Here is a 25436-nt window from a genome sequence, read left to right as displayed (position 1 = left end):
AACATTAATCAGGAATCGGTTAGAGATGGGACCTAATCCGCTCGCTGATACCCTGACGGAGTGTCAGACCCAGTGATCCTCAACACCCAGCAGAACGACGCCGCTTTCGCAGACGTCTGGGAGGAGCTCGTCTGGCGCGGCCTCGTGCATGTGTCGACCGACCAGGCTGCGCTGAAAGAGCTTCTCGCGGGCGAGCCGATCACCTATTACTGCGGGTTCGACCCCACGGCGCCGAGCCTGCACCTCGGCAATCTCGTGCAGCTGCTGACGATGCGCCGCCTCCAGCTCGCCGGCCACAAGCCGCTCGGCCTGGTCGGCGGCTCGACCGGTCTGATCGGCGATCCCCGCCCGACGGCCGAGCGCACGCTGAACACCAAGGAGACCGTCGCCGAATGGGTCGGGTACCTGCAGGGTCAGGTCTCGCGATTCCTCTCAGGCGAGGGTGAGAACGCGGTTCGGCTCGTCAACAACCTCGACTGGACGGGCGGGCTGTCCGCCATCGACTTCCTGCGCGAGATCGGCAAGCACTACCGCGTCGGCACGATGCTGAAGAAGGACGCGGTGGCGTCGCGCCTGAACTCCGACGCCGGCATCAGCTACACCGAGTTCAGCTACCAGATCCTGCAGGGCTTCGACTACCTCGAGCTCTACCGCCAGTACGGCTGCGTGCTGCAGACGGGCGGCAGCGACCAGTGGGGCAACCTCACGAGCGGCACGGATCTCATCCACCGCGTCGAAGGCGCGAGCGTGCACGCGATCGGCACCCCGCTCGTCACGAACTCCGACGGCACGAAGTTCGGCAAGAGCGAGGGCAATGCGATCTGGCTGGATGCCTCGATGTGCAGCCCGTACGCGTTCTACCAGTTCTGGCTCAACACCGACGACGCCGACGTGATCTCGAGGCTGAAGATCTTCACGTTCCTCAGCCGGGAGCGCATCGAACAGCTCGAGGCGCTCGTCGCGACCGAGCCGTTCAAGCGCGAGGCGCAGAAGGTGCTCGCGAACGAGGTCACGACGCTCGTGCACGGCGCGGATGCAACGCAGGCCGTGATCGACGCGTCGCGTGCACTGTTCGGCCAAGGTGATCTCGCCGCCCTCGATCGCGAGACACTCGAGGCCGCACTGCGCGAGCTTCCGAACACCACGGCGACGACGGATGCCTCGATCATCCAGCTTCTCGTCGAGACCGGCCTCGTCTCGAGCCAGAGCGAGGGCCGGCGCGCCATCGCCCAGGGGGGAGTGTCACTCGACAACGTCCGCATCGACGATGACGCGGCGACGCTCGACGGTCGCGTCGAGCCAGGCGGCATGGCGGTGCTTCGTCGGGGGAAGAAGACGTTGGCGGGAGTCTTCGTCGGGTAGTCGCTGCAAACCTCGGTTCGGGCCCCGGTCATTCACTTCGGTGGGTGGTCGGGGCCTTGCGTGTTTCGGGGTGTCACGGTGCGACACGCCCGGGATGCGGGTGTGATTTGCGTGGTCGTGTGGAGTCCACGTATTGTTATCACTCGTTGCCCCACAGGAGCGGATGAGCGGGACTGCTGAGTAAGCGTCTGGTTCTCCTCCTCAAGTGGCACGAAGATCCCAAACCAAGTTGTTTCTTCTTCTTGTGTTTGAAGCGTTCGGATGCGTCCTGTTTCAGGATGGCCGGATGAGAACGAAAAGCTCCGGTGGTTTGATCCGTTTCGGGTCGGTTGTCGGGTGCGTCCGTTCCTTGAGAACTCAACAGCGTGCACTATGTTCAATGCCAAATTATTGAACCCCGACCAGTCCTTTGGGGCTGGGGAGGATTCCTTTGGATTGATGGACAGTCAGTTTGATTGTTCTTTCAGTCAGAGATTGAAACTCTCAATGCTCTTCGGAGTGTTGGAACCATTTTTTTTGGAGAGTTTGATCCTGGCTCAGGACGAACGCTGGCGGCGTGCTTAACACATGCAAGTCGAACGATGAACCTGGAGCTTGCTCTGGGGGATTAGTGGCGAACGGGTGAGTAACACGTGAGTAACCTGCCCTGGACTCTGGGATAACCCCGAGAAATCGGAGCTAATACCGGATAGGACCTGGAACCGCATGGTTTTGGGTGGAAAGTTTTTTCGGTCTGGGATGGACTCGCGGCCTATCAGCTTGTTGGTGAGGTAATGGCTCACCAAGGCGTCGACGGGTAGCCGGCCTGAGAGGGTGACCGGCCACACTGGGACTGAGACACGGCCCAGACTCCTACGGGAGGCAGCAGTGGGGAATATTGCACAATGGGCGAAAGCCTGATGCAGCAACGCCGCGTGAGGGATGACGGCCTTCGGGTTGTAAACCTCTTTTAGTAGGGAAGAAGGGCTTCGGCTTGACGGTACCTGCAGAAAAAGCACCGGCTAACTACGTGCCAGCAGCCGCGGTAATACGTAGGGTGCGAGCGTTGTCCGGAATTATTGGGCGTAAAGAGCTCGTAGGCGGTTTGTCACGTCTGCTGTGAAATCCCGAGGCTCAACCTCGGGCCTGCAGTGGGTACGGGCAGACTGGAGTGCGGTAGGGGAGATTGGAATTCCTGGTGTAGCGGTGGAATGCGCAGATATCAGGAGGAACACCGATGGCGAAGGCAGATCTCTGGGCCGTAACTGACGCTGAGGAGCGAAAGCGTGGGGAGCGAACAGGATTAGATACCCTGGTAGTCCACGCCGTAAACGTTGGGCGCTAGATGTGGGGACCATTCCACGGTTTCCGTGTCGTAGCTAACGCATTAAGCGCCCCGCCTGGGGAGTACGGCCGCAAGGCTAAAACTCAAAGGAATTGACGGGGGCCCGCACAAGCGGCGGAGCATGCGGATTAATTCGATGCAACGCGAAGAACCTTACCAAGGCTTGACATATACGAGAACGCCGCAGAAATGTGGAACTCTTTGGACACTCGTATACAGGTGGTGCATGGTTGTCGTCAGCTCGTGTCGTGAGATGTTGGGTTAAGTCCCGCAACGAGCGCAACCCTCGTCGTATGTTGCCAGCACGTAATGGTGGGAACTCATATGAGACTGCCGGGGTCAACTCGGAGGAAGGTGGGGATGACGTCAAATCATCATGCCCCTTATGTCTTGGGCTTCACGCATGCTACAATGGCCGGTACAAAGGGCTGCGATGTCGTAAGGCGGAGCGAATCCCAAAAAGCCGGTCTCAGTTCGGATTGAGGTCTGCAACTCGACCTCATGAAGTCGGAGTCGCTAGTAATCGCAGATCAGCAACGCTGCGGTGAATACGTTCCCGGGCCTTGTACACACCGCCCGTCAAGTCATGAAAGTCGGTAACACCCGAAGCCGGTGGCCTAACCCTTGTGGAGGGAGCCGTCGAAGGTGGGATCGGTGATTAGGACTAAGTCGTAACAAGGTAGCCGTACCGGAAGGTGCGGCTGGATCACCTCCTTTCTAAGGAGCACTGGCCACTTTGGTGGTCCAGGCATGCCAGATCAGACCGAACGTGTCTGCTGGCAGCTCATGGGTGGAACATTGACATAGGTGCTCGTCTGAATGGTTCAGACCTAGTACGCCGCTTCCTTTGGGGAGTGGTTGGAACGGTGGGGGCCGGCCGGTCGGGTGCATGCACGCTGTTGGGTCCTGAGGGGCCGGACAACTTCCCGCGCTTCGGCGTGGGGGTGATGGTTTCTTACAGACCTTCACGAAGCCGATGGGTTTTGATTCGGTGGGTGTGGGGGTTCTGGCCGTCTGTTGAGAACTACATAGTGGACGCGAGCATCTTAGAAACGGGACTTCGGTCCTGTTTCACAATAGGTGAGTCGCCAAGGGGTCGCCTTCGGGTGATCTTGTTGGCGTATTCACTGGTCAATTTCGCAGCATCGCCCTCGGGTGGTGTTGCACGATTCGATCTCATGTGATTTTCAAGTTTTTAAGAGCAAACGGTGGATGCCTTGGCATCTGGAGCCGAAGAAGGACGTCGTAATCTGCGATAAGCCTCGGGGAGCTGATAAACGAGCTGTGATCCGAGGATTTCCGAATGGGGAAACCCCGCCAGGCCCTTTGGGTGACCTGGTGACTCCCGCCTGAATATATAGGGCGGGTAGAGGGAACGTGGGGAAGTGAAACATCTCAGTACCCACAGGAAGAGAAAACAACCGTGATTCCGTTAGTAGTGGCGAGCGAACGCGGAAGAGGCTAAACCGAGCCATGTGTGATACCCGGCAGGGGTTGCATGGTCGGGGTTGTGGGACCTTTCGGACTGTACTGCCGTGCAGTCACGGTGACGCGTCAGGTATAGACGAACCGGATTGAAAGCCGGACCGGAGTGGGTGTGAGTCCCGTAGTCGAAATGCCTGGCGGCCCGGAGAGGTATCCCAAGTAGCGCGGGGCCCGAGAAATCCCGCGTGAATCTGTCAGGACCACCTGATAAGCCTAAATACTCCCAGATGACCGATAGCGGACAAGTACCGTGAGGGAAAGGTGAAAAGTACCCCGGGAGGGGAGTGAAATAGTACCTGAAACCGTTTGCTTACAAACCGTTGGAGCCTCCTTGTAGGGGTGACAGCGTGCCTTTTGAAGAATGAGCCTGCGAGTTAGTGATATGTGGCGAGGTTAACCCGTGAGGGGCAGCCGTAGCGAAAGCGAGTCTGAATAGGGCGATTCAGTCGCATGTCCTAGACCCGAAGCGAAGTGATCTATCCATGGCCAGGTTGAAGCGACGGTAAGACGTCGTGGAGGACCGAACCCACTTCAGTTGAAAATGGAGGGGATGAGCTGTGGATAGGGGTGAAAGGCCAATCAAACTTCGTGATAGCTGGTTCTCTCCGAAATGCATTTAGGTGCAGCGTTGCGTGTTTCTTGCCGGAGGTAGAGCTACTGGATGGCCGATGGGCCCCAAAAGGTTACTGACGTCAGCCAAACTCCGAATGCCGGTAAGTGAGAGCGCAGCAGTGAGACGGTGGGGGATAAGCTTCATCGTCGAGAGGGAAACAACCCAGACCACCAACTAAGGTCCCTAAGCGCGTGCTAAGTGGGAAAGGATGTGGAGTTGCACAGACAACCAGGAGGTTGGCTTAGAAGCAGCCACCCTTGAAAGAGTGCGTAATAGCTCACTGGTCAAGTGATTCCGCGCCGACAATGTAACGGGGCTCAAGCACGCCACCGAAGTTGTGGCATTGACATTGATGGTAGGCCTTCGTGGTCCAGCCGTGTTGATGGGTAGGAGAGCGTCGTGTGGGCAGTGAAGCGGCGGTGTGAACCAGCCGTGGAGGCCACACGAGTGAGAATGCAGGCATGAGTAGCGAAAGACGGGTGAGAAACCCGTCCTCCGGAAGACCAAGGGTTCCAGGGTCAAGCTAATCTGCCCTGGGTAAGTCGGGACCTAAGGCGAGGCCGACAGGCGTAGTCGATGGACAACGGGTTGATATTCCCGTACCGGCGAAGAACCGCCCACATGAAATCAGGAGTGCTAAGCATCCCAAGACGCGTGGATCCCTTCGGGGACGATCGTGAGGCGGCATGCGACCCCATCTGGTGGAGTGAGCGTATTAACAGGTGTGACGCAGGAAGGTAGCCCAACCCGGGCGATGGTTGACCCGGGGCAAGCGTGTAGGCCGAGCGATAGGCAAATCCGTCGCTCATGATGGCTGAGACGCGATGCGGATAAAAAGTGGGTGATCCTATGCTGCCAAGAAAAGCATCGACGCGAGGTTCCAGCCGCCCGTACCCCAAACCGACTCAGGTGGTCAGGTAGAGAATACTAAGGAGATCGAGAGAATCGTGGTTAAGGAACTCGGCAAAATGCCCCCGTAACTTCGGGAGAAGGGGGGCCTAAGGCGTGAATGGACTTGCTCCAGGAAGCGCTGCAGGGCCGCAGAGACCAGTGGGAAGCGACTGTTTACTAAAAACACAGGTCCGTGCTAAGTCGCAAGACGATGTATACGGACTGACGCCTGCCCGGTGCTGGAAGGTTAAGAGGACCGGTTAGCCGCAAGGCGAAGCTGAGAATTTAAGCCCCAGTAAACGGCGGTGGTAACTATAACCATCCTAAGGTAGCGAAATTCCTTGTCGGGTAAGTTCCGACCTGCACGAATGGCGTAACGACTTCCCAGCTGTCTCAACCGCGAACTCGGCGAAATTGCATTACGAGTAAAGATGCTCGTTACGCGCAGCAGGACGGAAAGACCCCGTGACCTTTACTACAGCTTGGTATTGGTGTTCGGTGTGGCTTGTGTAGGATAGGTGGGAGACTTTGAAGCTGGCACGCTAGTGTCGGTGGAGTCATTGTTGAAATACCACTCTGGTCACTCTGGATATCTAACTTCGAACCGTGATCCGGTTCAGGGACAGTGCCTGGTGGGTAGTTTAACTGGGGCGGTTGCCTCCCAAAAAGTAACGGAGGCGCCCAAAGGTTCCCTCAACCTGGTTGGCAATCAGGTGGCGAGTGTAAGTGCACAAGGGAGCTTGACTGTGAGACTGACAGGTCGAGCAGGGACGAAAGTCGGGACTAGTGATCCGGCAGTGGCTTGTGGAAGCGCTGTCGCTCAACGGATAAAAGGTACCTCGGGGATAACAGGCTGATCTTGCCCAAGAGTCCATATCGACGGCATGGTTTGGCACCTCGATGTCGGCTCGTCGCATCCTGGGGCTGGAGTAGGTCCCAAGGGTTGGGCTGTTCGCCCATTAAAGCGGTACGCGAGCTGGGTTTAGAACGTCGTGAGACAGTTCGGTCCCTATCCGCTGCGCGCGTAGGAAATTTGAGAGGATCTGACCCTAGTACGAGAGGACCGGGTTGGACGAACCTCTGGTGTGCCAGTTGTTCCGCCAGGAGCACCGCTGGTTAGCTACGTTCGGGATGGATAACCGCTGAAAGCATCTAAGCGGGAAGCCGGCCTCGAGATGAGATTTCCATACCCTTCGGGGTGAGAGGCTCCCAGCCAGACGACTGGGTTGATAGGCCGGATGTGGAAGACAGGACTAACGACTGTCGGAGCTGACCGGTACTAATAAGCCGATAACTTGATAATCACTACACTCACACACGTTTGAACATGTTCATGAAAAGGCCGTGTGAGTGGCCAAAGATACGCTCGCGTCCACTCTGTGGTTCCCTTCAGACGGAAACCCAACACATAACTCAACATTGTTGAACCCGCACCACCACACCCGCACGCGGGTGCAGGATGGTGCGGTCACCGAGACCACACACCCACCCCAACCCTGTTGGCGGGCGAGGTGTGGCAAGAGTTTCGGCGGCCATAGCGCGAGGGAAACGCCCGGACACATTCCGAACCCGGAAGCTAAGACTCGCAGCGCCGATGGTACTGCAGGGGGGACCCTGTGGGAGAGTAGGACACCGCCGGACAAACATTGAGGAGAGTGGCCACCCGAAGACGGGTGGCCATTCTTCGTTAACGGGGTACTTCACAAGGTGCCCCATTACGGTTGAGTCTCATGAGGACTCCACACACGACGGGACTATCGTGAGCGACTCCAAGAAGGACTCGGCAGACCAGGGACGACCCCAGCGGAGCGAACAGCGCAGCGGCGGCAACGGAGCCGGCCGACCAACAGGCGCGCGTTCCGGATCCGCCCACCGAGATGGCGCTCCAGCGAAGAAGCCGTACGGAGATCGTGACGCGAAGAAGCCCTATGGCGACCGCGACAACCGCAAGCTCTACGGCGATCGTGACGCGAAGAAGCCCAATGGCGACCGCGACAACCGCAAGCCCTACGGTGACCGTGACGCGAAGAAGCCCAATGGCGACCGCGACAACCGCAAGCCCTACGGTGACCGTGACGCGAAGAAGCCCTACGGCGATCGCGACAATCGCAAGCCGTACGGTGACCGTGACGCGAAGAAGCCGTATGGTGACCGCGACAACCGCAAGCCGTACGGTGACCGTGACGCGAAGCCCTATGGTGATCGCGGTGCGTCGAAGCCGTACGGCGACCGTGACAACCGCAAGCCGTACGGTGACCGCGATGCGAAGAAGCCGTACGGTGACCGCGACAACCGCGAGCCCTACGGTGACCGCGATGCGAAGAAGCCGTACGGTGACCGCGACAACCGCAAGCCCTACGGTGACCGTGACGCGAAGCCCTATGGTGATCGCGGCGCGTCGAAGCCCTACGGCGATCGCGACAACCGCAAGCCCTACGGTGACCGCGATGCGAAGAAGCCCTATGGTGACCGCGACAACCGCAAACCCTACGGTGACCGTGACGCGAAGCCCTATGGTGATCGCGGCGCGTCGAAGCCCTACGGCGACCGCGACAACCGCAAGCCCTACGGTGACCGCGATGCGAAGAAGCCCTATGGCGACCGCGACAACCGCAAGCCCTACGGCGATGGGCCGCGTGGCGGCCGCCCCGGTGGGCGTGACGACCAGCGCGAAGCTCCCCGCGAGGTCCACGGAGCGCCCGAACTGCAGGTGCGCCCGCGTCACGACGACCCGTTCATCCCAGAATCGATCGAGGCACGCGACCTCGACAAGGGCGCACGCGCCGAGCTGAAGACGCTGAGCAAGGAGAACGCCGACTGGGTCGCGCGGCACCTGGTGGCGGCATCCGAACTGCTCGAAGACGACCCCGAGCTCGCTCACCAGCACGCGCTCTCGGCAGGACGCCGCGCGGGCCGCATCGCGGTCGTGCGCGAGACGCTCGCGATCACCGCCTACGCGACCGGCGACTTCGCGCTCGCCCTTCGCGAGCTGCGCACGTATCGCCGCATCTCGGGCAGCAACGACCAGCTTCCGCTCCTGGTCGACAGCGAACGCGGAGTCGGCCGCCCCGACCGCGCCCTCGAGGTCGGTCGTGCGGTCGATCGCTCGACGCTGCCGGCTCCCGTGCAGGTCGGCCTCGCCATCGCGATGTCGGGCGCCCGACTCGACCTCGGCCAGCCCGAGATCGCCCTCGCCGAGCTCGAGATCCCGCAGCTCGACCCCGATCGTGCCTTCTCGTACAGCCCGGCGCTGTTCTCGGCATACGCCGAGGTGCTCGAAGAGCTGGGCCGCGCCGATGAGGCGGCGAAGTGGCGCGCCCGCGCCGACCGCGCCGAAGCCGCCCTCGGCGGCCCCGCCGAAGCCGAGTCGATCGAGATCTTCGAGGTGGAGCTCGAGGAGGTCGACGACACCGAGTCCGTCGAGACCGAGGCATCCGACGAGTCCGTCGAGACCGAGGCATCCGACGAGTCCGTCGAGACCGAGGCATCCGACGAGACCGTCGCAACCGAGGCATCCGACGAGGCTGAAGCAGCGGATGCCGCTGCCCAGGACGTATCCGCCGACGCACCCGAATCCTCCGACGAGTCCGACGATTCCGGCGCTGTGCTCGACGGCGACCCGGGCGACGTGCTCGAAGACGACGTGCGCGAGATGCTCGCCGCGCTCGAGGCCGACGAGAGCGAGGGCACGTCCGGTGGGACTGTTCCGCGCGAAGACTGAGCACGCGACGCCGCTCGACGGCGTCGACGCCGTGCTCGCCGACCTCGACGGCGTCGTTTACGCCGGCGCCCACGCGATTCCGCGCGCGGTCGAGAGCCTGAACCTCGCGAAGCGCGATCGGGCCGTCGGGTACATCACGAACAACGCGTCGCGCAGCGATGCATCCGTCGCCGGTCACCTGGCCGAACTCGGCCTCGAGGTCGTGCCGGCCGATGTCGTGACGTCGCCGCAGGCGGCGATGTCGCTGCTCGCCGAGCAGGTGGCGCCGGGGGCCCTCGTCTTCGTCGTCGGCGGCGAGGGCATCACGACCGAGCTCGAGAAGCGCGGCTACCGCATCACGCGTTCCGCCGATGATGCGCCCGAGGCCGTGGTGCAGGGCTTCACGCCCGAGATCGGATGGCGCGAGCTCGCCGAGGCATCCTTCGCACTGACCGCCGGCGGTCAGGACGGCGCAACGCCCGGGATCCCGTGGATCGCGACGAACATGGACTGGACGATCCCCGTCGCGCGTGGCATCGCGCCGGGCAACGGCACACTCGTCTCCGCGGTGCACACGGCCGTCGGGCGGTTCCCGCTCGTCGCAGGCAAGCCCGAGACGCCGATCTTCGACGAGGCCCGCCGCCGATTCGGCGCCGAGCGACCGCTCATGGTCGGCGATCGGCTCGACACCGACATCCTCGGCGCCCGGCGCGCCGGCATGCTGAGCGCCCTCGTGCTCACCGGCATCGACAAGGCGAAGCAGGTGCTCGCAGCTCCCGAATCGAGCCGGCCCGACTTCATCCTGGCCGACCTCGACGGCCTCCACGCCCCGTATCCGGTGACGGAGGAGGTACGCGGCGGGGTCACCCGAGTGGGTACCGCGCGGGTGCGCCTCTCGGGCAACCGGGTCGAGATCGTCGACGACGGCGGCGACCGGCTCGATCTGCTCCGTGCCGCATGCGCGGCGATCTGGGGGTCGGGCATGGGCATCCACGTGCTCGACGTTCCGGCGCGGCTCTACAGCTGATCGGTCGGTCGTCGGCTCGGCGTCAGCGGCTCGGGGTAGCGTTGAGGGGTGAGCACTGAACCCGATCGACCAGCAGCGGCCGAGACGACCCCGCCGGCGTCCGATGGGGCGTCCTCGTCGGTGTCGGTCGTGCTCGCCGACGTCGAGGGCCGACCGCTCGCCGAGCGCGCAGCGGCCTATCAGGCCCTCGCCGACGAGCTGCGCACCCAGCTCGAGCAGTCCGACCCGTCATTGCGCACCTGACGCATGACCGGACAACGACTGGACGCGGCCCTTGCTGAGCGCGGACTCGCTCGATCACGCACGCACGCCGCAACGCTCATCGCCGCGGGTGTGGTGACGGTCGACGGTCGCCCCGTCGTCAAGGCCTCCGCGAAGGTGGGCGATGACGCGGTGCTCGAGGTCGCGGAATCCGATCACTACGTGAGTCGTGCGGCGCACAAGCTCATCGCCGGTCTCGACGGGTTCGGTGTCGATGTCGCCGGGCGCATCGCGCTCGACGCGGGCGCCTCGACGGGCGGGTTCAGCCAGGTGCTCCTCGAGCGCGGCGCCCGGCAGGTGCTCGCCGTCGACGTCGGGCACGGTCAGCTCGCACCCGAACTCGCAGATGCCCCCGGTCTCGTGCTCGTCGAGGGCTGCAACGTGCGCCATCTCGATGCGGCGCGACTCGCGGAACTCACCGGGGTCGCCGAACGGCCGTCGCTCATCGTCGCCGACCTCTCGTTCATCTCGCTCACCGTGGTGCTGCCCGCGCTGCGCGCCAGCGCGACGGATGACGCGGATTTCGTGCTGCTCGTCAAGCCGCAGTTCGAGGTGGGCCGCGGGGGAGTGCGCGAGGGCGTCGTGCGCGACGCCGGTCTCCGCTCCGAGGCGGTCTCGAACGTGCTGTGGGCGGCGTTCGACATCGGACTCGGCACCGCGGGCATCCTGTCCTCCCCAATCGCCGGCGGCCACGGAAACCTCGAATACCTCGTGTATCTCAGCGCCGTGCGGGGGTCGAATCCGACAGAATGGTCACGTCAGGTCGACGAAGTGACGGGGAGGGCGAAGGCGTGAGCGACGCACGGCGCTTCCTGGTGGTCTCCCACACCGGTCGGCAGTCCGCCCTCGAGGCGACGAGCGAGGTCTGCGCTCAGCTGCTCGCCGCCGGCGCGGTGCCGGTCATCGCGGCCGAGCACTGGGACGAGGTGCACGACTTCGTACCCGAGCTCAACGGCTCGGTCGAACGATTCGAAGAGACCGATCCCACCGCCATCGAGCTCGTCATCGTGCTCGGCGGCGACGGCACGATCCTCCGGGCCGCCGAGATCATGCGCGACTACCCGGTGCCGCTGCTCGGCGTGAACCTCGGCCATGTCGGCTTCCTCGCCGAGAGCGAGCGCGACGACCTCGGCTACACGATCGGCCGTGCCCTGGCACGCGACTACACCGTCGAAGAGCGCATGACGCTCGGGGTGCGCGCGAAGGTCGGCGAGAGCGTCGTCTACGAGAGCTGGGCGCTCAACGAGGTCACCGTCGAGAAGGCCGAACGCGAGCGCATGCTCGAGGTCGTCATCGAGGTCGACCGCCGGCCACTCTCCTCCTTCGGCTGCGACGGCGTCGTGATGTCGACTCCGACCGGGTCGACCGCGTACTCGTTCTCCGCCGGCGGGCCGATCGTCTGGCCGAGCGTCGAAGCCCTGCTGCTCGTTCCGCTCAGCGCACACGCACTCTTCGCCCGCCCGCTCGTCGTCGGCCCCGAGTCGTCGCTCGCGGTCGAGATCCTGCAGCGCACCGAGGCATCCGCGGTCATCTGGTGCGACGGGCGGCGCACGTTCGACCTTCCGCCGGGTGCGCGCGTGATCGTGCGCAGGTCGCCCGTGCCGGTGCGCCTCGCTCGGCTGCACGAGGCGCCCTTCACCGATCGCCTCGTCAACAAGTTCCAGCTCCCGGTCACCGGGTGGAGGGGGCCGGTCGGGCGTGAGTGAGGCAGAGAGTGATCGAGGTCTGCAGTGATTGAGGAGCTTGGCATTCGCGACCTCGGCGTCATCGCCGAGGCGACGCTTCCGCTCGGGGCCGGGTTCACGGCGGTGACGGGTGAGACCGGCGCAGGCAAGACCATGGTCGTGACCGCGCTCGGGCTGCTGCTCGGCTCACGTGCCGATGCCGGTGCCGTGCGAGCCGGCGCCAAGCAGGCGTGGGTCGAGGGCCGCTGGCTCGTCCCCGACGACGGCGTCGTCGCCGAGCGCGTGGCCGAGACGGGCGGCGAGATCGAGGCGGGCGAGCTGTTGCTCGGCCGGTCTGTCTCGGCCGAGGGCCGCAGCCGTGCGGTCGTCGGCGGCCGAAGCGCTCCCGTCGGGGTGCTCTCCGACCTCGGCGACGAACTCGTCGTCGTGCACGGCCAAGCCGACCAGCAGCGGCTCCGCTCGGCGGTCGCGCAACGCGAGGCGCTCGATCGCTTCGCCGGGTCGAAGCTGCAGGCCGTGCTCGACGAGTATCGCGAGGCGTTCAACGCCTGGCGGACGGATACCGCGGAGCTCGAGCGACTGCGAGCCGACCACGAGTTGCGCCTCCGTGAAGCCGAAGAGCTGCGGGCAGCGCTCGACGAGGTCGAAGCCGCCGACCCGCAGCCCGGCGAAGACCTCGAGTTGCAGGAACGCGCCGACCGGCTCTCGAACCTCGAAGAGCTGCGGCTCGCCGCCGCGCAGGCGCGCGCACTGATCTCGGCCGAAGACGTGGTCGACGACGTTCCCGATGCGGTCGCACTCGTCGACGGCGCACGCCGGCAGCTCGAGCGCGTCGCCGAACACGACGCCGCGCTGCAGCCGATCGGCGAGATGCTGACGAACGCGGGCTTCCTGCTCGCCGATGCCGCCGCCGAGCTGTCGGGATACCTGGCCGGACTCGACGCCGACGGCGCGCGCGAGCTCGAGGTCGTGCAAGAACGTCGCGCCGTGCTCGGCGGTCTCGTGCGCCGTCACGGCGGTGGTCTCGACGACGTGCTCGAGTTCCGCCGCAACGGTGGTCTCCGGCTCGTCGAGCTCGACAGCGACGACGAGCGCATCGAGGGGCTCGAGGCATCCGTCGCCTCGCTCAAGGCCGACGTCGACCGGCTCGCCGGTGCGCTCACCGAACTGCGCACCGATGCCGCGGGCCGTCTCGCGGCCGCAGTGACCACCGAACTCGCAGCGCTCGCGATGCCCGACGCCCAGCTCGCGGTCGCGATCGAGCCGACGGCCGAAGCGACGACCCACGGCCGCGATGCCGTGTCGATCCTGCTGCGACCGCACCCCGGCGCCGAGCCGCGGCCGGTGTCGCGCGGCGCCTCGGGCGGCGAGCTGTCACGGGTGATGCTCGCGATCGAGGTCGTCATCGCGGGCAGCGATCCGGTGCCGACGTTCGTGTTCGACGAGGTCGACGCGGGTGTCGGCGGTGCCGCCGCGATCGAGATCGGGCGGCGACTTGCTCGACTCGCCGAACGCTCGCAGGTCATCGTCGTTACCCACCTCGCGCAGGTCGCCGCGTTCGCGACGAATCACCTGAGCGTGGTGAAGGGCACCGACGGGCAGGTCACCTCGTCGAGCGTGCGCCAGCTCGCCGGTGCCGAGCGAGAAGCCGAGATGGCGCGGCTGCTGTCGGGGCTGGCCGACTCGCAGAGCGGACTCGCGCACGCGAGGGAGTTGTTGGAGATCGCCGCCGACCGCGCGGCGTGACAGGCGGTCGACGACCGTGAACGAACGGGATCGAGTGGATCCCGAGAAAAATGGGGGAGCGCGTGGGGCATGTCGGGTCGAATGATCAGGAACGTGGGTTAGGCTATAAGCCCGTGGTGGATGAACGCGGAACAGACAATCAGAACGACACGACCAAGCACATCTTCGTGACCGGTGGTGTCGTTTCTTCGTTGGGCAAGGGACTCACGGCGGCGAGTCTCGGCAACCTCCTGACTGCCAGGGGCCTCAGAGTCGTCATGCAGAAGCTCGATCCATATCTGAACGTGGATCCGGGCACGATGAACCCCTTCCAGCACGGCGAGGTCTTCGTGACCGACGACGGCGCTGAGACCGACCTCGACATCGGTCACTACGAGCGGTTCCTCGACATCAACCTGAGCCAGGCGGCGAACGTCACCACCGGCCAGATCTACTCGACGGTGATCGCCAAGGAGCGCCGCGGCGAGTACCTCGGCGACACGGTGCAGGTGATTCCGCACATCACCGACGAGATCAAGCGGCGCATGCGGCTGCAGGCCTCGGAGTCGCCGAAGCCCGACGTCATCATCACCGAGATCGGCGGCACCGTCGGCGACATCGAGTCGCAGCCGTTCATCGAGTCGGCACGCCAGGTGCGTCACGAGCTCGGTCGCAAGAACGTCTTCTTCGTGCACGTCTCGCTCGTGCCCTTCATGGGCGCGTCGGGCGAGCAGAAGACGAAGCCCACGCAGCACTCCGTCGCCGCCCTGCGCTCGATCGGCATCCAGCCCGACGCACTCGTGCTGCGCAGCGACCGGCCCGTCACCGAGTCCAACAAGCGCAAGATCGCGCTCATGTGCGACGTCGACGAGCAGGCCGTCGTGAACGCGGTCGACGTGCCGTCGATCTACGACATCCCGACGATGCTGCACGACCAGGGACTCGACGCCTACATCATCGACACCCTCGGTCTCGCCGAGAAGGCGGCCGACGTCGACTGGTCGGGCTGGAGCGGCCTCCTCGACGTCGTGCACGATCCCAAGCACGAGGTCACGATCGGGCTCGTCGGCAAGTACATCGACCTGCCTGACGCGTACCTCTCGGTGACCGAGGCGCTGCGCGCCGGCGGTTTCGCGAACGACGCCAAGGTCAACATCGAGTGGATCCCGTCCGACGAGTGCCAGACGCCCGAGGGTGCGCAGAAGCACCTCGCCCACCTCGACGGCATCTGCGTGCCCGGCGGCTTCGGCGTGCGCGGCATCGAGGGCAAGCTCGGCGCACTGCTCTTCGCACGTGAGAACGCCATCCCGGTGCTCGGTCTCTGCCTCGGCCTGCAGTGCATGGTCATCGAGTACTCGCGCAACGTCGCCGGCCTGCCCGGCGCCTCGTCGAGCGAGTTCGACCCCGACACGCAGTACCCGGTCATCGCCACGATGGAGGAGCAGGTCGAGATCATCGCCGGCGGCGACCTCGGCGGCACCATGCGCCTCGGCCTCTACCCGGCCAAGCTCGCAGAGGGTTCGATCGCGGCCGAGCTCTACGGCTCGACCGAGGTCTCCGAGCGCCACCGTCACCGCTACGAGGTCAACAACGCCTACCGCGACCGCATCGCAGAGGCGGGCCTCTCGTTCTCGGGCATGTCGCCCGACCGGCACCTCGTCGAGTTCGTCGAGCTGCCGCGCGATGTGCACCCGTTCTACGTCGGCACGCAGGCTCACCCCGAGCTGCGCAGCCGCCCGAACGACGCGCACCCCCTGTTCCGCGGCCTCGTCGGTGCGGCGCTCGAGCGCCAGCAGGCGAGCAAGCTGTTCGACGACGTCAGCAATGGCTGAATCCCACGACACCGGCATCGGCGGGCGGCGCGAGCCGCTCGCCGATGAGCGGGTCGAGGTGCCCGTCGTCTCGAGCGATCGGGTCTTCGAGGGTCGTGTGTGGGACATCCGTCGCGACGCGTTCGAGTTCGGCGGCGAGACCATCGTGCGCGAGTACATGGATCACACCGGCGCCGTCGGCGTGCTCGCGATCGACGACGACGACAACGTGCTGCTGATCAAGCAGTACCGGCACCCCGTGCGCGTGCGCGACTGGGAGATCCCCGCCGGGCTCCTCGACATCGACGGCGAGCCGCCACTGGCCGCCGCGAAGCGGGAGCTCGCCGAAGAGGCCGATCTCGAGGCATCCGACTGGGCGGTGCTCAGTGACTTCGCGACGTCGCCCGGCGGCAGCGACGAGCTGATCCGGGTGTACCTGGCGCGCGGGCTGTCGGCGACGGCCGAGCCGTTCGCCCGAGAGGGCGAGGAAGCCGACATGGAGACCCGATGGGTGCCGCTCGACGAGTGCGTCGACGCGGTGCTCGATCGACGCCTCCTCAACGCCCCGCTGGCGATCGCGGTGCTCGCGGCTGCAGCGGGCCGCGCACGCGGCTGGTCGAGCCTCGGTGCAGCGGATGCCCCGTGGCCCGGGCAGGCCATCGGTCGTATGGAGCCTCCGCGACGATGACGCGAACCCCCGTCGACGACTACCTGCGGCATCTCGCCGTGGAGCGGGGGCTCGCGCAGAACACGATCTCGTCGTATCGACGCGACCTCGCGATCTACGCCGACTGGCTCGCGTCCCGGGGCATCGGCGGACCATCGGCGGCGACCGAGCAGGACCTCGGCGACTTCGTGCGGTTCCTCGGCGCCGACCGGGTGCCGCCGCTCGCGACTTCGTCGATCGCGCGCGTCCTGTCGGCCGTGCGCGGCCTGCACCGCTTCCTCGCCGAGGAGGGTCTGGTAGCAGCGGATGTCTCGCGCGAGCTGCGCCCGCCGAAGCTGCCGATGCGGCTGCCGAAGGCGATCCCGGTCGACGACGTCGAGGCGCTCATCGCGGCCGCCGGCGGCGACGAGCCGACCGACCTCCGCGACACCGCCCTGCTCGAGGTGCTCTACGCGACCGGCGCGCGCGTCTCCGAGGCCGTGTCGTTGAACGTCGACGACCTCGTCGACCAGGAGGTCGTGCGGCTCTTCGGCAAGGGCGGAAAACAGCGCATCGTGCCGCTCGGCAGCTACGCACGGCGGGCGGTCGACGCCTACCTCGTGCGTGCCCGCCCACTGCTCTCCGCTCGCGGCACGGCGACGCCCGCGCTCTTCCTCGGCGCGCGCGGCAAGCGGATGTCACGGCAGGCCGCCTGGGAGGCGATCCGCGATGCCGCAGCGACGGCGGGGCTCGCGTCATCCGTCTCGCCGCACACCCTGCGCCACTCGTTCGCGACCCATCTGCTCGAGGGCGGTGCCGACGTGCGCGTCGTGCAGGAGCTCCTCGGCCACTCCTCGGTCGCCACTACGCAGATCTACACGCTCGTCACAGCGGACACACTCCGGGAGATGTACACCGCGGCCCACCCGCGTGCTCGCTAGAATCGACCAAGCACCCGCCCGGCCCAGGAGAGAAGACGACACGTGACGCACCAGACGAACCACTCAGCGGACGGAATCGCAACTCCGCCAGAGCTCGGTCCCACTGGTCGTCCCGCTCGCGAGTTCCCCGAGCCCGCGACGCTCACCTCGCATGGCCCGGCACGCATCATCGCGCTCTGCAACCAGAAGGGCGGCGTCGGCAAGACGACCACCACGATCAACCTCGGCGCGACGCTCGCCGAGTACGGCCGCCGGGTGCTCGCGATCGACTTCGACCCGCAGGGCGCGCTCTCGGCGGGGCTCGGCGTGCCGACGCACGACGTGCCGACGATCTACGACCTGCTGCTCTCGCGCACGCTCGACCCCGCCGACGTGATCCAGAAGACGAGCGTCGACGGCCTCGACGTGATCCCCGCGAACATCGACCTCTCGGCCGCCGAGGTGCACCTCGTCACCGAGGTCGCCCGCGAGCAGATCCTCGCGAGCGTGCTGCGCCGCGTCTCGGCCGACTACGACGTCATCCTCATCGACTGCCAGCCGTCGCTCGGCCTGCTCACCGTGAACGCGCTGACGGCCAGCCACGGTGTCGTCATCCCGCTCGAGTGCGAGTACTTCGCACTGCGCGGCGTCGCGCTGCTCATCGAGACGATCGACAAGGTGCGCGACCGCCTGAACCCCGCGATCAAGCTCGACGGCATCCTCGCGACGATGTACGACTCCCGCACCCTGCACTCCCGCGAGGTGCTCGAGCGCGTCGTCGACGCGTTCGGCGACGAGGTGCTCGAGACCGTGATCACCCGCACCGTGAAGTTCCCCGACGCGAGCGTGGCCGGCACGCCGATCACCGAGTTCGCACCCGAGCACCAGGCGTCGCGGGCGTACCGCCAGCTCGCCAGGGAGCTGGTCTTCCGTGGCGCGGTCGCCTGAGGCGGCTTCGGCCCCCGAACAGCACGCGCCCGACGCGACGGTGTCGGCCGAAGGACAGCACGCGCACGCGCGGACGGATGACTCGGTCAACGAGGAGGGCGGCTTCCGCGTCGCGCTCACGAACTTCGAGGGCCCGTTCGACCTGCTGCTCTCGCTCATCACGAAGCACGAGCTCGACATCACCGAGGTCTCGCTGTCGGCCGTGACCGATGAGTTCATCTCCTACCTTCGCGGCCTCGATTCCGAAGAGGAGCTCGATCGCGCCTCCGAGTTCCTCGTCGTCGCGGCGACGCTGCTCGACCTGAAGGTCGCCGGTCTCCTTCCGCAGGGCGAGCTCGTCGACGCCGAAGACGTCGCCCTGCTCGAGGCCCGCGACCTGCTGTTCGCACGCCTGCTGCAGTACCGAGCCTTCAAGGAGGCTGCGCGCTGGTTCTCGGGCAACCTCGAGCGCGAGTCGCTGCGGCACGCCCGCAACGTGCGCCTCGAGGAGAAGTTCCGCCGGCGCGCGCCCGAGCTCGTCTGGACCCTGTCTGCAGAAGACTTCGCTGCGCTCGCGACGCTGGCGCTGACGCCGCGCGAGATCCCGGTCGTCGGCCTCGACCACCTGCACGCACCGCTCGTCTCGATCCGCGAGCAGGCCGCGCACGTCGTCGCCGTGCTCCGCCGCGGCGATCCCGTGACCTTCCGTCAGCTCATCGCCGGCGTCGGCCAGTCGGGAGTCGTCGTCGCACGATTCCTCGCCGTGCTCGAGCTCTATCGCCATGCCGCGATCGGCTTCGAGCAGCTCGAGCCGCTCGGCGAGCTGACGCTGCGCTGGTCGGCCGAGAACTGGTCGGACGAGAACCTCGAGAGCCTGGGGGCTGACTATGACGAATGAGACGGATGTCGCGGCGACGGACGTGCCCGACGAGCAGGTCGTCGACGCAGTGAACGAGCCCGACGCGGCGAACGAGTCGGAGCCCGGCGGCCCCGAGCTCTCGATCGTGACCCCGCTCGACGTGCCCGGCCAGCCCCGACTCGACCTCGACCGCGCGCTCGAGGCGATCCTCTTCATCGCCGATGAGCCGCAGAGCGTCGTGTCGCTCGCGGCAGCCGTCGCGCGCCCCGTCGCCGAGGTGCGCGCCGCGATCGCGCGGCTCCGGGCTGACTACGACGGGGCCGGCGCGTCGGGCGAGCCGCGAACGGATGTCGCGGGGGAGCCCGAGCCGCGAAGCATCCGTCGCGGGTTCGAACTCCGCGAGGTCGGCGGCGGCTGGCGGTTCTACGTGCGTGCCGAGTACGACACCCTCGTGGCCGACTTCGTGCTCACCCAGTCGTCGACCAGGCTCTCGCAGGCGGCGCTCGAGACGCTCTCGGTGATCGCCTACAAGCAGCCCATCTCGCGCTCGCAGGTCGCATCGATCCGCGCGGTGAACGTCGACTCGGTCGTGCGCACACTGCTCGGGCGCGGCCTCGTCACCGAGGTCGACACCGACCCCGAGACCGGCGCGATCCTCTACGGCACGACCGAGCTGCTGCTCACCAACCTCGGCATCAACTCGCTCGACGAGCTGCCCCACATCTCGCCGTTGCTCGACGACGGCCAGGAAGGATTCGATTTTGACTGACGCAACCGGCTGGGGCGGCGAACCCGCCCCTGAGGGCGTACGACTGCAGAAGGTGCTCGCCGCCGCGGGCGTCGCGAGCCGGCGGGTCTCCGAGCAGTACATCGCCGAGGGCCGCGTCGAAGTGAACGGCGAGATCGTCACCGAACTCGGCCGTCGCATCGACCCCGAGACCGACCTCGTCGCGGTCGACGGCGTCGCCGTGCAGCTCGACCCTGCGAAGCGCTACTACATGCTGAACAAGCCGCGCGGCGTCGTCTCGTCGATGCGCGACGAGCAGGGCCGCCCCGACCTCACCCGCTTCACCGACGACCTCGAGGAACGGGTGTTCAACGTCGGTCGCCTCGACGCGGAGACGAGCGGCCTGCTGCTGCTCACGAACGACGGCGACCTCGCGCACGTGCTCGCGCACCCGTCGTTCGGCGTCTCGAAGACGTACATCGCGAAGGTGACCGGCCGGGTCACGCCGCAGGTCATCCAGCAATTGAAGAACGGCATCGAGCTCGACGACGGCCCCATCAAGGCCGACAAGGCCCGCATCCTGCAGCAGCAGGGCGACGACCGGCACTCGATGGTCGAGCTCACGCTCCACTCGGGCCGCAACCGCATCGTGCGCCGCATGCTCGACGCCGTGGGGCATCCGGTCGTCGACCTCGTGCGCCGCAGCTTCGGCCCGCTGAACCTCGGCACCCTCCGTTCGGGTCAGATGCGCGAGTTGACTAAAGTGGAGCGGGGCCAGCTGCTCACCATCTCCCGCGCCGCGGACGCTGGCCGGGAGGACGGCGCCGACCCGAACGAAGGTGAGTCGTGACCGAATCACGTCTGACCGGCCCGGTTCGCGTGGTCGGTGTGGGCCTGCTCGGCGCGAGCATCGGGCTCGGGCTGCGCGCCAAGGGCGTCGACGTGATCCTCGCCGATGCCTCGCCGACGCACCTCGCGATCGCGGTCGACTACGGTGCCGGCCGAGCCGCCGCCGCAGGTGACCGCCCGCAGCTCATCGTCGTGTGCGTACCGCCCGATGTCACCGCCGATGTCGTGGCCGCCGAACTCGAGGCGTACCCCGAGGCCATCGTCACGGATGTCGCGAGCGTCAAGCTCGCCGTCTACGAGAACCTGAAGGCGCGTGGCGCGGATCTCTCGCGCTACATCGGCACCCACCCCATGGCCGGGCGCGAACGCGGCGGTCCCATGTCGGGCCGCGCCGACCTCTTCGTCGGTCGCCCGTGGGTCGTGGCCGCCCACGGCGGTATCTCGTATCAAGACGGCTCGGCGATCGACGACCTCATCCTCGACCTCGGTGCCACGCTCGTCGAGCTCACGCCCGAGCAGCACGACGCCGCCGTCGCCCTCGTCTCGCACGTGCCGCAGGTCGTCTCGAGCCTCATGGCGCGTCGCCTCATCGACGCCCCGCACGCCTCGGTCAACCTCGCCGGGCAGGGCGTGCGCGACGTCACGCGGGTGGCCGCGAGCGACCCCGAGCTCTGGGTGCAGATCCTCGGTCAGAACTCCGCGCCGGTCGCCGAGATCCTCCGCGGCTACCGCGACGACCTCGACCGCTTCATCGACGCGCTCGACAACATGGATGCCCCGGGCGCCCGTCGCCGCATCGCCGAGGAGCTCTTCGGCGGCAACACCGGCGTCGAACGGCTGCCCGGCAAGCACGGCGTCGACCGTCGCTACTCGAGCCTCATCGTCATGATCGACGACCGGCCCGGCCAGCTCGCCCGGCTCTTCAACGACGTCGGCGAGGCCGGCGCCAACATCGAAGACCTGCGGCTCGAGCACTCGCCGGGCGCGCAGATCGGCCTCGCCGAGATCTCGGTGCTCCCCGAGGTGCAGCAGCATCTCACTGATGAGCTGGCCGCACGCGGCTGGCGGATTGCAGGTTGAACGTGTCACTCGTCATCCCGTTCGTCGTGGCCGTCGATGGTCCGGCAGGCAGCGGAAAGTCGAGCGTCTCCAAAGAGGTCGCACGCCGACTCGACTTCGGCTTCCTCGACACGGGCGCCGCGTACCGTGCGCTGGCGTGGCACGTCGAGGCATCCGGCGTCGACACCGACGACGAGGCATCCGTCGTCTCGTGCCTCGACTCCTTCGGCTACCGCATCGGCACCGACCCGACCGGGTACTCCGTGCACGTCGGCGAGGTCGACGTGACCGAGGCGATCCGCGACCCGCAGATCTCCGCCGTCGTGAGCGCCGTCGCCCGGGTGCCCGAGGTGCGCCGTCACCTCATCGAGCTGTTCCGGTCGATCATGGCGGCGGTCGATGCTCCCGGCATCATCGTCGAGGGGCGCGACATCACGACCGTGGTGGCGCCCGACGCCCCCGTTCGCATACTCCTCACAGCATCCGAAGCGGTTAGAATGAGCAGGCGCTCCGCAGAGCTGACCGGATCGTCGGTCGAAGCTGTGGGGGAGCAGCTGCGGAAGCGCGACGCGGCGGACTCCAAGGTCGTGGACTTCATGACCGCGGCAGACGGCGTCACCACCGTCGATTCCACGGAACTCGACTTCGACCAGACAGTCGATGCGGTGATCGGCGTGATCCGCGCAGCGCAACCCGCGCTCGCCCCGGGGCACGATGCCAGGGGCGCACAGATTTCAGAGGAGACACCATGACCGACCAGAGCGAAGAGTTCGACGCTCCCGACGACGACCTCGTCGAACGTCTCGCCGGCGTCGACGACGAGCTCGCCGAGCAGCGCGCAGCCACGCTGCGCTCGGGGCTCGCCGACTATGCGCTCGACGACGACGACCTCGACGTGCTCGAGCTCTCGGAGGAGGGCGAGGAGGGCATCCGCTACCTCCCCGCGCTGCCCGTCATCGCGATCGTCGGTCGACCGAACGTCGGCAAGTCCGCGCTCGTCAACCGCATCCTCGGCCGCCGCGAGGCCGTCGTCGAAGACACCCCCGGTGTCACGCGCGACCGCGTCTCGTACAAGGGCGAGTACCTCGACCGCCGCTTCACGCTCGTCGACACCGGCGGTTGGGAGCCCGACGCGAAGGGCATCGACGCCTCGGTCGCCCTGCAGGCCGAGGTCGCCATCGAACTCTGCGACGTCGTGCTCTTCGTCGTCGACGCCACGGTCGGTGCGACCTCGACCGACGAGCACGTCGTTCGCCTGCTCCGCAAGACGAAGAAGCCCGTCTTCCTGCTGGCCAACAAAGTCGACGACGCGCGTCAGGAGCCCGAAGCCGCAGCGCTCTGGAATCTCGGCCTCGGCGAGCCCTACCCGGTCTCGGCACTGCACGGTCGCGGCGTCGCCGACATGCTCGAGTCGGTCTTCAAGGTGCTGCCGCAGGTCTCTGCGGTCGCGAAGGACGAGTTCGGCGGCCCCCGCCGCGTCGCGATCCTCGGTCGCCCGAACGTCGGCAAGTCGAGCTTGCTCAACAAGTCGGCGGGCGAAGAGCGCGTCGTCGTGAACGAGCTCGCCGGCACCACGCGCGATCCCGTCGACGAGCAGATCGAGCTCGGCGGCAAGATCTGGCGGTTCGTCGACACCGCCGGCATCCGTCGTCGCGTGCACCTGCAGCAGGGCGCCGACTTCTACGCCTCGCTCCGCACCCAGGCCGCGCTCGAGAAGGCCGAGGTCGCCGTCGTGCTCCTCGACGTCTCGGTGCCGATCTCCGAACAAGACGTGCGCATCATCGACCTCGTGCTCGAGTCGGGCCGCGCGCTCGTGCTCGCCTACAACAAGTGGGACCTGCTCGACGACGAACGCCGCCGGTACCTCGAGCGCGAGATCGAGCAGGACCTGCACCACGTCGCGTGGGCGCCTCGCGTCAACATCTCGGCCAAGACCGGCCGTCACCTCGAGAAGCTCGTTCCGGCGCTCGAGACGGCACTCGAGTCGTGGGACACCCGTATTCCGACGGGCAAGTTCAACGCGTTCCTCACGGAGCTCACGCAGGAGCACCCGCACCCGGTTCGCGGTGGCAAGCAGCCCCGCGTGCTGTTCGGCACCCAGGCGGCCAGCCGCCCGCCGACATTCGTGCTCTTCACGACCGGGTTCCTCGACCCGGGCTACCGCCGGTTCATCCAGCGGCGCCTGCGCGAGATCTACGGCTTCGAGGGCTCGCCGATCGTCATCAACATGCGGGTGCGCGAGAAGCGCGACCGCTCGAAGTAGGTCACGGATGTCGCGACGCCCGAGTTGCTCCCGCGAGGGGAGCGACTCGGGCGTTCGCGGTCCATCCGGCGGCGCGAGGATGTGATGGACGTCACGATCCGGGTGAAGCCCGGCAGTCGCAAGGGGCCGCTCGTGGAGGCGCTCGAGGGCGACCCGGCCGCCTCGCTGACCGTCTTCGTGCGTGAACGTGCGGTCGACGGCGCCGCGAACGTCGGCGTCGTCGCAGCCCTCGCAACCCACTTCGGGGTGCCGCGGAGTCGCGTGCACATTCTGCGCGGGGAGTCGTCGCGCGTGAAGCGCGTGCGCATCGACGCCGACTGAACCGCGGCGATCGCGGGGCGCATACGATGGCCCCATGGCTCTCGACGACGCGGGCGACCACGACGGTGCCGGTGCGGTGGTGCTGGCGGCAATGCGCGCGATCGGAGTCCGCCTCGATGAGATCGAGCCGGCGGCCATTGCCGACGAGCCGGATGCGGTGCATCGTTTGCGTACCACCGTGCGGCGGCTTCGCAGCGTGCTCGCCGTGTACGGATCGTTGTTCGACGCCTCGCAGGTCGATGAGGTACGCCGTCGGTATCGAACGCTCGGCCGGAGGCTCGGCAGGGTGCGCGACCTCGAGGTCCGGCTCCTCGTGGCGCAGGAGGCCCTGCACGACGCAGCGACGTCGGGGGGCCTCGATTCCGCGGCGCTGGTGCAGGTCAGCGCCGGAATCGTCGCGGACGTGACCACATCCCATCAACTCGCGCACGGGCGATTCGTCGAACACCAGCGACGGCCGGGCGCCGCTCGGCGTCGCGCTGCGCTCGACGAACTGCTCACCGACGCAGCCGTAGCCAGACTGGCAGGTGCGGAAGCTCGGCCCGTCCTCGGTGCACTCCTCGGGCGCGAAGCGCGGCGGGCCGCGAAACGGGCGTCAGGAGTGGAGGCGACCAGCACTCCGGCGCAGTTGCATGCTGCGCGGAGGGCCGCTCGCCGCCTCCGCTACGCCGCGGAGGCGATTGCAGATGACCCCGGTGCGACCTTCGGTGCACCGGCGTCGCGGCTCGCGGCCGCCGGACAGGGCGTTCAGGACGTGCTCGGCGATCATCGGGATCAGCTGCTGTTCGCCGAGTACTTGCGAAGTTCGGCCCCCGGCGCAGTCGGCACCGGGCAGAGCATCGTGGTCGAGCGACTCGCGGACGCCGCCGATCGACATGCCGCCGCGCGACTCTCCGATCTCGGCCCCGCGGTGCACGACCTTTGCCGCGCCGAGCGTGACTGGCTCTCGGGCTAATGCCCTGCAACGGGGTTCGGTATCGG

The 25436-nt window shown here is 66.5% G+C and carries 19 protein-coding genes and 3 rRNA genes; all 22 read left to right on the top strand.

From position 1 onward, the window contains the following. Positions 1 to 60 precede the first annotated feature (60 nt). The 22 genes from tyrS to JOE59_RS08000 all read left to right on the top strand — a co-directional run bounded on the left by tyrS (position 61) and on the right by JOE59_RS08000 (position 25410). Positions 61 to 1362, top strand: a complete 1302-nt coding sequence (gene tyrS / locus JOE59_RS08105) for a tyrosine--tRNA ligase (protein ID WP_307837004.1) — start codon at positions 61 to 63, stop codon at positions 1360 to 1362. A gap of 513 nt (positions 1363 to 1875) precedes the next feature. Continuing rightward, positions 1876 to 3403, top strand: a 16S ribosomal RNA gene (locus JOE59_RS08100). Positions 3404 to 3871: 468 nt separating this feature from the next. Next, a 23S ribosomal RNA gene (locus JOE59_RS08095) occupies positions 3872 to 6978 on the top strand. 221 nt (positions 6979 to 7199) lie between these two features. Then, positions 7200 to 7316, top strand: a 5S ribosomal RNA gene (rrf, locus tag JOE59_RS08090). Together the 16S, 23S and 5S rRNA genes form the textbook arrangement of a ribosomal RNA operon. 118 nt (positions 7317 to 7434) lie before the next feature. Further along, entirely contained in the window at positions 7435 to 9396 is a 1962-nt protein-coding gene (locus JOE59_RS18705) for a primosomal protein (RefSeq protein WP_239560149.1), read from the top strand. Further along, positions 9371 to 10402: an HAD-IIA family hydrolase gene (locus JOE59_RS08080; protein WP_204459711.1), complete on the top strand. Its 1032-nt coding sequence runs from the start codon at positions 9371 to 9373 to the stop codon at positions 10400 to 10402. The genes JOE59_RS18705 and JOE59_RS08080 overlap by 26 nt, the downstream gene beginning before the upstream one ends. A 48-nt stretch (positions 10403 to 10450) precedes the next feature. Continuing rightward, positions 10451 to 10645 carry a hypothetical protein gene (locus tag JOE59_RS08075; protein ID WP_204459710.1) on the top strand — a complete coding sequence of 65 codons (195 nt, stop codon included), beginning with the start codon at positions 10451 to 10453 and terminating at the stop codon, positions 10643 to 10645. A 3-nt stretch (positions 10646 to 10648) separates the two neighbouring features. Then, positions 10649 to 11458 (top strand): TlyA family RNA methyltransferase, encoded by an 810-nt coding sequence (locus tag JOE59_RS08070; RefSeq protein ID WP_204459709.1) that lies wholly within the window; start codon positions 10649 to 10651, stop codon positions 11456 to 11458. Continuing rightward, positions 11455 to 12369: an NAD kinase gene (locus tag JOE59_RS08065; RefSeq protein ID WP_307837003.1), complete on the top strand. Its 915-nt coding sequence runs from the start codon at positions 11455 to 11457 to the stop codon at positions 12367 to 12369. The genes JOE59_RS08070 and JOE59_RS08065 overlap by 4 nt, the downstream gene beginning before the upstream one ends. Positions 12370 to 12393: 24 nt before the next feature. Next, positions 12394 to 14094 carry a DNA repair protein RecN gene (gene recN / locus JOE59_RS08060; RefSeq protein ID WP_204459707.1) on the top strand — a complete coding sequence of 567 codons (1701 nt, stop codon included), beginning with the start codon at positions 12394 to 12396 and terminating at the stop codon, positions 14092 to 14094. A 50-nt stretch (positions 14095 to 14144) separates the two neighbouring features. Next, the gene (pyrG, locus tag JOE59_RS08055) at positions 14145 to 15905 is read left to right on the top strand and encodes a CTP synthase (RefSeq protein WP_204459706.1); all 1761 of its coding nucleotides are present in this window, start codon (positions 14145 to 14147) and stop codon (positions 15903 to 15905) included. Then, positions 15898 to 16572 carry an NUDIX domain-containing protein gene (locus JOE59_RS08050; protein WP_204459705.1) on the top strand — a complete coding sequence of 225 codons (675 nt, stop codon included), beginning with the start codon at positions 15898 to 15900 and terminating at the stop codon, positions 16570 to 16572. The genes pyrG and JOE59_RS08050 overlap by 8 nt, the downstream gene beginning before the upstream one ends. After that, complete coding sequence (xerD, locus tag JOE59_RS08045; protein ID WP_204459704.1) at positions 16569 to 17471, top strand: site-specific tyrosine recombinase XerD; 903 nt, start codon at positions 16569 to 16571, stop codon at positions 17469 to 17471. Before JOE59_RS08050 ends, xerD begins: the two co-directional genes overlap by 4 nt. Before the next feature lie 42 nt (positions 17472 to 17513). Next, entirely contained in the window at positions 17514 to 18398 is an 885-nt protein-coding gene (locus tag JOE59_RS08040; protein ID WP_307837002.1) for a ParA family protein, read from the top strand. A gap of 40 nt (positions 18399 to 18438) precedes the next feature. Then, positions 18439 to 19275 carry a segregation and condensation protein A gene (locus tag JOE59_RS08035; RefSeq protein WP_204463308.1) on the top strand — a complete coding sequence of 279 codons (837 nt, stop codon included), beginning with the start codon at positions 18439 to 18441 and terminating at the stop codon, positions 19273 to 19275. Further along, on the top strand, positions 19265 to 20005 hold the full coding sequence (gene scpB, locus JOE59_RS08030) for an SMC-Scp complex subunit ScpB (RefSeq protein WP_204459702.1): 741 nt from the start codon (positions 19265 to 19267) through the stop codon (positions 20003 to 20005). Before JOE59_RS08035 ends, scpB begins: the two co-directional genes overlap by 11 nt. Next, a complete protein-coding gene (locus tag JOE59_RS08025; RefSeq protein WP_204459700.1) occupies positions 19998 to 20813 on the top strand; it encodes a pseudouridine synthase in 816 nt (271 codons plus the stop codon). Before scpB ends, JOE59_RS08025 begins: the two co-directional genes overlap by 8 nt. Then, positions 20810 to 21892: a prephenate dehydrogenase gene (locus JOE59_RS08020; RefSeq protein ID WP_204459698.1), complete on the top strand. Its 1083-nt coding sequence runs from the start codon at positions 20810 to 20812 to the stop codon at positions 21890 to 21892. The genes JOE59_RS08025 and JOE59_RS08020 overlap by 4 nt, the downstream gene beginning before the upstream one ends. Continuing rightward, complete coding sequence (cmk, locus tag JOE59_RS08015) at positions 21889 to 22623, top strand: (d)CMP kinase (protein WP_239560147.1); 735 nt, start codon at positions 21889 to 21891, stop codon at positions 22621 to 22623. Before JOE59_RS08020 ends, cmk begins: the two co-directional genes overlap by 4 nt. Beyond that, on the top strand, positions 22620 to 24134 hold the full coding sequence (gene der, locus JOE59_RS08010) for a ribosome biogenesis GTPase Der (RefSeq protein ID WP_074259346.1): 1515 nt from the start codon (positions 22620 to 22622) through the stop codon (positions 24132 to 24134). The genes cmk and der overlap by 4 nt, the downstream gene beginning before the upstream one ends. Positions 24135 to 24218: 84 nt before the next feature. Continuing rightward, positions 24219 to 24455 (top strand): DUF167 domain-containing protein, encoded by a 237-nt coding sequence (locus JOE59_RS08005; protein ID WP_204459696.1) that lies wholly within the window; start codon positions 24219 to 24221, stop codon positions 24453 to 24455. 34 nt (positions 24456 to 24489) lie between these two features. Next, on the top strand, positions 24490 to 25410 hold the full coding sequence (locus JOE59_RS08000; RefSeq protein ID WP_204459694.1) for a CHAD domain-containing protein: 921 nt from the start codon (positions 24490 to 24492) through the stop codon (positions 25408 to 25410). Positions 25411 to 25436: the final 26 nt, after the last annotated feature.

The organism is Agromyces cerinus, from assembly GCF_016907835.1.
GTDB lineage: Bacteria > Actinomycetota > Actinomycetes > Actinomycetales > Microbacteriaceae > Agromyces > Agromyces nitratus.
This window is presented reverse-complemented; position numbering and strand designations above follow the sequence as displayed.

Bases quoted from the DNA above. Each gene is read 5' to 3' on its own strand.
- JOE59_RS08070 (WP_204459709.1), top strand. From the start codon at position 10,649: ATGACCGGACAACGACTGGACGCGGCCCTTGCTGAGCGCGGACTCGCT.
- JOE59_RS08050 (WP_204459705.1), top strand. From the start codon at position 15,898: ATGGCTGAATCCCACGACACCGGCATCGGCGGGCGGCGCGAGCCGCTC.
- pyrG (WP_204459706.1), top strand. From the start codon at position 14,145: ATGGGGGAGCGCGTGGGGCATGTCGGGTCGAATGATCAGGAACGTGGG.
- der (WP_074259346.1), top strand. From the start codon at position 22,620: ATGACCGACCAGAGCGAAGAGTTCGACGCTCCCGACGACGACCTCGTC.
- JOE59_RS08000 (WP_204459694.1), top strand. From the start codon at position 24,490: ATGGCTCTCGACGACGCGGGCGACCACGACGGTGCCGGTGCGGTGGTG.
- xerD (WP_204459704.1), top strand. From the start codon at position 16,569: ATGACGCGAACCCCCGTCGACGACTACCTGCGGCATCTCGCCGTGGAG.
- JOE59_RS08005 (WP_204459696.1), top strand. From the start codon at position 24,219: ATGGACGTCACGATCCGGGTGAAGCCCGGCAGTCGCAAGGGGCCGCTC.
- scpB (WP_204459702.1), top strand. From the start codon at position 19,265: ATGACGAATGAGACGGATGTCGCGGCGACGGACGTGCCCGACGAGCAG.